This is a genomic window from Sanguibacter sp. Z6_81 (genome assembly GCF_057180625.1).
In genome coordinates this window covers 357,445-364,697 of the sequence record NZ_JBXUFV010000004.1, presented here as the reverse complement: position 1 = coordinate 364,697, position 7,253 = coordinate 357,445, and the positions used below count along the sequence as shown (strand labels likewise).

Below are 7,253 nucleotides of genomic sequence, written 5' to 3'. Positions count from 1 at the left end.
GCTGCACAGCATTCGGGTCCGGCACAGGCTGCGGCTGCACAGCATTCGGGTCCGGCACAGGCTGCGGCTGCACAGCATTCGGGTCCGGCGCAGGCAACGGAGGCAAACCATTCGCTATGCGGCACTCTTCTAGCCGAACCGTGAGTACGTCACCTACCGAAAGTTCGCATGGACCGGCGGCCAGGATCATGTCGTCCGTGACGACGACATCGGCGGCGGGCGCCGCCTGACCGTCGAATTCAGCCTCTGTCATCCCGTTGCTCACTAGTGCGTTCTGAACTTCAACGGGGAGGGCGTCAAACGTCGTGCCGACCGGTGACTCAAGCAACATCGGCTCAACGTCGCTCTCCGTCACCGCCGAAGACGGCACGGGAGCATACGGCTGGGGCGTGACTGATCGCGATGCCTCTGACGCCGATACGATGCCTTGGGCTGGTGCGGCAGACAGGATCAAGAGCGATGCGGCGACTATCGCGCTCACTCGTTTCATGGAAGCTCCTCGACGGCACGGCCTGCTTCACAGACCCGTTAAATGGGACATAGCAGTCGAAGAGTAGCGGGTCTAACTCGCGCCGTGAAGACGCAGTACCGCATCAGCATCGGCGGGGCGCTTCGGCCAAACGTCCAAGCGGTAGAACTCGAATATGGGCATGCCCTCTTCCGGCCCGACGCCACCAGGGTCGGTATCGCGCCCCTTGGCAGCAATTCTCACAACGAGGGGACCAGGACCGGGCGAGATGTCGCCAGTGTCCGGTCCGCCAAAGGGGCTCCTAGCGCCGAACTCCGAAGGCGGATTCTCAAGGACGATCTGCGCAACGTCATCCCACTCGCCGACGTCGAGCGGCTCCGGCTCAGGGCCGCTGTGGTACTCGACGGACACGCTGCCCATGAAGATTCCCGTTCGGAGCCAGGCCGCCTCCCTCTTGGGGCCTGTTGCCACGAGGCCGTTCTCACTCCAGGTGAAGTCCGGTTCATCGTCGGACATCACCCCCTCAGTTGCGCCGATGTAGATCATCCGGTGGTCGGGCTCGATATTGACGGTTCCAGAGCGTCGCACGCTGGTCCTCCCCTATGAACATTGCGCCTGAGAAGAATCTAGCCCAACACTGGTGAACAAGCTCTCGAACCACTCCTTCTGGCGACGGCCGGATGGCGCCGCGGTTGCCCTGCTAGCGAACCGCGGCCTGCTTGTTGTGCAACACGCGCCACCTCCCATCGCAGCTTGGAGCTACTCCTGGTCCAGGCATAGGCCGACGAACCAAGGTTTCCCGACTACGGCCACGCTTGGCCGTGCCTCATGGCGACGATGGCGTCCGGGGGCGCCTCATGACTCCGCTTCGTCCCCGAGCACCTCAAGCGTGTTTCCGAGCTCACCTCGAATCGGCCAGGAGCAGAGCGCGCGCAGTCTTCGAGCGTCTCCGCGCAAGGTCCGGCAAGCGACTCATCTGCCTCGACCGCCACCATCGTCAGCACGAGGTCGGGGCGCTTTACGACAACGCGCTTGAGGAGATCAACGACTAGGAACCGGCTCCCGGCTCCGGAGCCAGAGACCCGAGGAGCGCCGAGTGCCGAGCTCCGAGCTCCGAACGGCGATTCTCAGTCGGTCGACGCGAGCAGCCCGCTCAGCGACTCGACATACGTGGCCCCGGCCCAAGGACCACTCGGCAAGCAGTCAAGCTCCGTCGCAAGATCCGCCATGTGCACGATCCGGTAGGCAGAGGCCCAGGCTGGGTCGTCACCGGGCCAGAGCACTAGGGCATCGTCGGGCGACGTGATCAGCTGGCCGCAGCCGTCGCATCGCCACGGTCCTGAGGGTGCCTCGCCTGCCATCTGGTCACGGTACCGACCGCCGCCGCGGCACCGCTTCTCTGGCAGGGCTTCGTGTCCCCCATGTGTCCCCCCGCAGGTGCACGGGAGTCACGTCGCGCACCATATGCACCAATTCACATCCGCACGAAACCGCGGCTGACCCTCCAGACCCCGGAAATCCACTCGGTCAAGGCGAGTGCCAAAGGACCTCACGTCAGACGTCGCTCTGCACGACCGCCTCGGGCACGGCGAGCTTCGACCGAGACCTCCGGAGCCGCCCGCCCTCGAAGTGCGCGCACCGGGCTACGCACCGCGTCGCATTCCCCGACCCGTAGGCTCGCAGCAGAGACAGACGCCCGTACCCCCGTGTGCAGCACCCGCAGCGCACGCAGACGAGACGAGACCCGCATGCCCGAACCCGCAGACGCCCGTGTGGCGGTCTACATCGACTTCGACAACATCATCATCTCCCGCTACGACCAGGTCCATGGTCGGGGGGCGTTCCACAAGCACAAGGCGAAGAACCTTGCCGTGCAGCCGCCGGACACCGCGGCGGACGTCCGCCAGCGCGCACTGGAGGCGAAGGTCGACATCGACGCCGTCCTCGACTTCGCGTCGTCGCTCGGCACCGTGGCGATCAGCCGGGCGTACGCCGACTGGTCCGTGCCGATCAACGCGAGCTACCGCTCGCAGCTCGTCGACCGAGCCGTCGACCTCACGCAGCTGTTCCCCACTGTTGCGTCCATGAAGAACGGCGCGGACATCCGCCTCGCGATCGACGTCGTCGAGGATCTCTTCCGGGTCCCCGACCTCACCCACGTCGTCATCGTCGCCGGTGACTCGGACTACATCGCGCTCGCCCAGCGCAGCAAGCGCCTCGGGCGGTACGTCGTCGGGATCGGTGTCGCGGGTGCGACGAGCGCGTCGCTCGCCGCCGCGTGCGACGCGTTCATGGACTACGACGCGCTGCCCGGCACCGCGGAGGACGAGCCTGTCGTCGAGGAGACGCCCGAGCCCGTCGCCGAGCGTCCCGCGCGCACGCGCCGTGGGTCTGCCCGCGCTGCGGCGCGGGCAGAAGGCCCCCCGACGACCCCGGATGCCGCCGACGGCGCCAGCACCGGGGCGACCGCCGCGGGGGCGGACCTCGCCCTCTCCGCGACCACCACGGACCCGGACGGGCCCGACGGCGAGGACGAGGACGACGAGTCCGGCGTCGTGGTCCCCCGCAAGGGCCCCAGCGGCCTGCTCGTCCGCGCCCTGCGCCTGGGCCACGCCAAGGACGATGCGGAGTGGCTGCAGACGGGCGCCGTGAAGAACCACATGCTGCGCATGGACCCGACCTTCAACGAGAAGGCCCTCGGGTACCGCACGTTCACCGACTTCCTGCGGTCCCGTGGCTCGTTCGTCGAGGTCGACGAGTCGGGCAACGTCCGCAAGGTCAAGCTCCGCGCCGCGTTCCTGCCGTAGGCCGGGCACAGCATCCATGCCGTGAAAGGATCACGGCATGGATGCTGCCGCGCTCGCCAAGCTGCTCGACCCGGACGGCTGGGCCCTGCTCAACGCGCTCCCGCCGTACGACGAGAAGCTCGCGATGGTTCTCTCCGAGCGTCTGCGTGCGAAGGGCTTCGACCCGGAGCTCGTGTCGCTCGCGCTCACCCAGTCGCGCCTGCGCGACAAGGCGCGAGCGAAGTTCGGCGAGTTCTCCGACGGGATGCTCTTCACACCCGCGGGCCTCGAGCAGGCGACCCGGCTCGTCGTCGCCGCCCACCACGCCCAGCGCTACGTCGCCGCCGGGATCGACCGCGTCGTCGACCTCACGTGCGGTGTCGGCGCCGACGCCATGGCGTTCGCCGGCATGGGACTGACCGTCCTCGCGACGGAGATCGACGAGGTCACGGCCGCGGTCGCCACGGTCAACCTCCGGTCCTTCCCCGAGGCGACCGTCCGGTTCGGGGACGGCCTCGCGCTCGACCTCGCGGCGGAGGGCTTCACCGGGCCGACGTCGGGGATCTACGCGGACCCCGCGCGGCGCACGCGCTCCGGCAAGCGGATCGTCGACCCCAAGGCCTACGCACCAGCGCTCGACGACGTGTGGGCGCTGCGCTCGGCCGTCCCCGCCGTCGGCATCAAGGTGGGCCCGGGGATCTCCCACAACGGCCTGCCCGAGGACTGCGAGGCGCAGTGGGTGTCCGTGGACGGCGACGTGGTCGAGGCAGGGCTGTGGTTCGGTCCGCTCGCCCCGGACCACGGCCGCACAGCGTTGCTGCTCACCGAGGAGGGCGGTCGGACGTCCTCCCGGACGTTCCGTGGCGACGGTCTCGACGACGCCCCCGACGCCGTCGCCGACGTCCGTGGGATCGGCGGTTACCTCTACGAGCCCGACGGCGCCGTCATCCGCGCCGGCCTCGTCGCGGACGCCTCACGCGCGCTCGCCGGCCGTCTGCTGGACCGCACCATCGCGTACATCACGACCGACGCACCGGTCGACTGGCACGGCGCCGTCCCCCTCGGCACCGGGTACCGGGTCCTCGACACCATGCCGTTCGGGCTCAAGCGCGTGCGCGCGTACCTGCGCGAGCGCGGCGTCGGCCGGGTGACGATCAAGAAGCGTGGCACCGCGGTCACGCCCGAGTCCCTCCGCAGCCAGCTCTCGCTCAAGGGCCCGAACGAGGCGACGATCGTTCTCACGCGCGTCGCAGGATCCCAGCAGATCCTCGTCGTCGAGCCGCTCGAGCGCACGGACCCCGTACGCGGGGACCAGCTCCCGTCGACCGGAACGGAATGACCATGCACCTGCCCTTCGCCCGCTCCGAGCGCTCGACGCTCGGCGTCGAGTGGGAGCTCGCACTCGTCGACAAGGACTCCGGCGACCTCCGCCAGGTCGCCCAGACCGTCCTCGACGCCGTCTCCCCCGACGGCACGCAGCACCCGCACATCCGCCAGGAGCTCCTCCTCAACACCGTCGAGATCGTCTCGGGCGTGTGCCGCACGGTCCGCGAGGCCGGGGACGACCTCGAGCGCAGCATCGCCGAGATCCGCACGATCACCGACCCGCTCCGCGTGGAGCTCATGTCCTCCGGGACGCACCCCTCCGCCCGGTGGGCGCAGCAGAAGGTCACGGACAAGGAGCGGTACGCGACCCTCATCGACCGCACCCAGTGGTGGGGGCGGCAGATGCTCATCTACGGGGTGCACGTCCACGTCGGCATCGAGGACCGGGACAAGGTGCTGCCGATCTCCCGCGCGATGCTCGGGTACTTCGGCCACCTGCAGTCGTTGTCGGCGTCGAGCCCGTTCTGGGGCGGCAAGGACACCGGGTACGCCTCGAACCGCGCCCTGATGTTCCAGCAGCTGCCCACCGCCGGCCTCGGCTTCCAGTTCGAGCAGTGGGAGCAGCTCGAGGGGTACGTCGCGGACATGCTGCACACCGGTGTCATCGACCAGTTCGACGAGGTCCGGTGGGACCTGCGCCCCTCCCCCAGGTTCGGCACCCTCGAGACCCGCATCTGCGACGGCGCCTCGAACATCACCGAGGTCCTCGCGCTCGCGGCGCTCAACCACTGCCTCGTCGAGCACCTCTCCACACTCCTCGACCGCGGGGAGACCCTGCTGACGATCCCGCCGTGGTTCGCGCAGGAGAACAAGTGGCGGTCGGCGCGGTACGGCATGGACGCGATCGTCATCACCAATGCCCGTGGCGACGAGGAGCTCGTCACCGACTCCCTCTCGCGGCTGCTCGTCGAGCTCGAGCCCGTCGCGGAACGCCTCGGCTGCTCCGCGGAGCTGGACGGGATCCGCACGATCATGCGCAAGGGCGCGGGATACCAGCGTCAGCGCGCGGTGGCCCGGCGCAACGGCGGCGACCTCGACGCTGTCGTCGACTCCCTCGTCGCCGAGATGCGCGCCGGCAGGCCCTTGTAGGACGGGACCAGCAGGTCAGACCGTCACGGTCGTCAGCGGCATCGACGAGTCCACCGGGATGTCCAGCCGTGACGGGGCGACCCCGGCCGCGACCACGGCGGACCCCAGGGCCGCGATCATCGCCCCGTTGTCGGTGCAGTACCGGATGGGCGGGATCCGCAGCGTGATGCCCGCCTCCGCGCACCGCTCGGCGGCCAGGGTGCGCAGCTGGGAGTTCGCGGAGAAGCCGCCACCGATGACGAGCGTGTCGACGTCGTGCCGGCGGCACGCAGCGATCGTCTTGGCGGTGAGCACGTCGGCGACGGCGTCCGCGAACGACGCCGCGACGTCCGCGAGCGGGATGGGCTCGCCGCTGTCGGTACGCGCCTCGATCCAGCGGGCCACGGCCGTCTTGAGGCCGGAGAACGAGAAGTCGTCCTGGTGACGCGCCTGGTCCTTCGCGGCCGTCAACCCCCGGGGGAACCGGATCGCCCGCGGGTCACCCTCCCGGGCCAACCGGTCGACGTGCGGGCCGCCCGGGTAGGGCAGGCCGAGGAGCCGGCCCACCTTGTCGAACGCCTCGCCTGCGGCGTCGTCGAGCGTGGAACCCAGCTCCGTGACGCGCGTCGCGATGTCGTCGACGAGCAGGAGCGAGGAGTGCCCGCCGGAGACCACGAGCGACAGGAACCGCTCGGGGAACTCGCCATGCACGAGCTGGTCGACCGCCGCGTGCCCCACGACATGGTTGACGCCGTGCAAGGGCTTGTTCAGCGCGACCGCGAGGGCCTTCGCAGCGGACGCCCCCACGGTGAGCGGACCCACGAGGCCCGGGCCCGCGGTGACCGCGACCGCGTCGATCTCGCTGAGGTCCACGTCGGCGGCGGCGAGGGCCCGGCGCAGGGTCGGGACCATGGCCTCGAGGTGGGCACGCGACGCGACCTCGGGGATGATCCCGCCGAACCGCGCGTGCTCGTCGACCGAGCTGGCGACCTCGTCGCTGAGGAGCTCGTTCCCACGGACGAGGGCGACCCCCGTCTCGTCGCAGGAGCTTTCGATGCCGAGGACGAGGGGCGCGGACATGCCTCCTAGATTAAGCCACGCCAGGTCCGCCGAGGACGAGCCGCATGACGTACGCGTCGGTGTCCTCGGGCTGGTAGTACCGCTTGCGCACCCCGATCCGCTCGAACCCGGTGCGCTCGTAGAGCGCGATCGCCGGCATGTTGTCCACCGCGACCTCGAGGAGCACCGCCGTCGCACCGAGCTCGACCGACCGCGCGACCAGCGCAGCGAGGAGCTGCCGGCCCGTTCCGCCCCGCTGGACCGCCGGGTCGACGCCGAGGGTCATGACCTGGGCGACCTCCCCGTCGAACCACAGCCCGGTGTATCCGACGACACGATCCTCGGCGACCGCGACGACGTACCAGCGGCCCGGCCCGGCGAGCTCCTCACGGAGCATGCCCGGGGTCCAGGCACTGGGACCGAAGAGCTCGACCTCGAGCTCCGCGATGCGCTCGAGGTCCGTGGCCCGCATCGGTCGCAGGGTC

The 7,253-nt window shown here is 69.7% G+C and carries 7 protein-coding genes; 3 read left to right on the top strand and 4 right to left on the bottom strand.

The genetic code is table 11. The features are described 5' to 3' along the window. On the bottom strand, nucleotides 1-490 hold a 490-nt coding region (locus AC2AXK_RS12700; protein ID WP_484345734.1), incomplete at its 3' end, for a hypothetical protein. A gap of 72 nt (nucleotides 491-562) precedes the next feature. Continuing rightward, nucleotides 563-1,057, bottom strand: coding sequence for a hypothetical protein (locus tag AC2AXK_RS12695; RefSeq protein ID WP_484345733.1), 495 nt, complete (start codon nucleotides 1,055-1,057; stop codon nucleotides 563-565). Nucleotides 1,058-2,217: 1,160 nt separating this feature from the next. Between AC2AXK_RS12695 and AC2AXK_RS12690 the strand changes: the two genes are divergently transcribed. The 3 genes from AC2AXK_RS12690 to AC2AXK_RS12680 are packed head-to-tail and all read left to right on the top strand — an operon-like array spanning nucleotide 2,218 to nucleotide 5,730. Next, nucleotides 2,218-3,276 (top strand): NYN domain-containing protein, encoded by a 1,059-nt coding sequence (locus AC2AXK_RS12690; RefSeq protein WP_484345732.1) that lies wholly within the window; start codon nucleotides 2,218-2,220, stop codon nucleotides 3,274-3,276. Between the two features lie 37 nt (nucleotides 3,277-3,313). After that, nucleotides 3,314-4,594, top strand: coding sequence for a THUMP-like domain-containing protein (locus AC2AXK_RS12685; protein WP_484345731.1), 1,281 nt, complete (start codon nucleotides 3,314-3,316; stop codon nucleotides 4,592-4,594). Nucleotides 4,595-4,596: 2 nt separating this feature from the next. Then, nucleotides 4,597-5,730 carry a glutamate--cysteine ligase gene (locus AC2AXK_RS12680; RefSeq protein WP_484345756.1) on the top strand — a complete coding sequence of 378 codons (1,134 nt, stop codon included), beginning with the start codon at nucleotides 4,597-4,599 and terminating at the stop codon, nucleotides 5,728-5,730. Nucleotides 5,731-5,745: 15 nt separating this feature from the next. On the opposite strand, the gene tsaD is transcribed toward AC2AXK_RS12680, so the two are convergent. Then, the gene (gene tsaD, locus AC2AXK_RS12675) at nucleotides 5,746-6,789 is read right to left on the bottom strand and encodes a tRNA (adenosine(37)-N6)-threonylcarbamoyltransferase complex transferase subunit TsaD (RefSeq protein ID WP_484345730.1); all 1,044 of its coding nucleotides are present in this window, start codon (nucleotides 6,787-6,789) and stop codon (nucleotides 5,746-5,748) included. 10 nt (nucleotides 6,790-6,799) lie between these two features. Beyond that, on the bottom strand, nucleotides 6,800-7,240 hold the full coding sequence (rimI, locus tag AC2AXK_RS12670) for a ribosomal protein S18-alanine N-acetyltransferase (RefSeq protein WP_484345729.1): 441 nt from the start codon (nucleotides 7,238-7,240) through the stop codon (nucleotides 6,800-6,802). Nucleotides 7,241-7,253 lie beyond the last annotated feature (13 nt).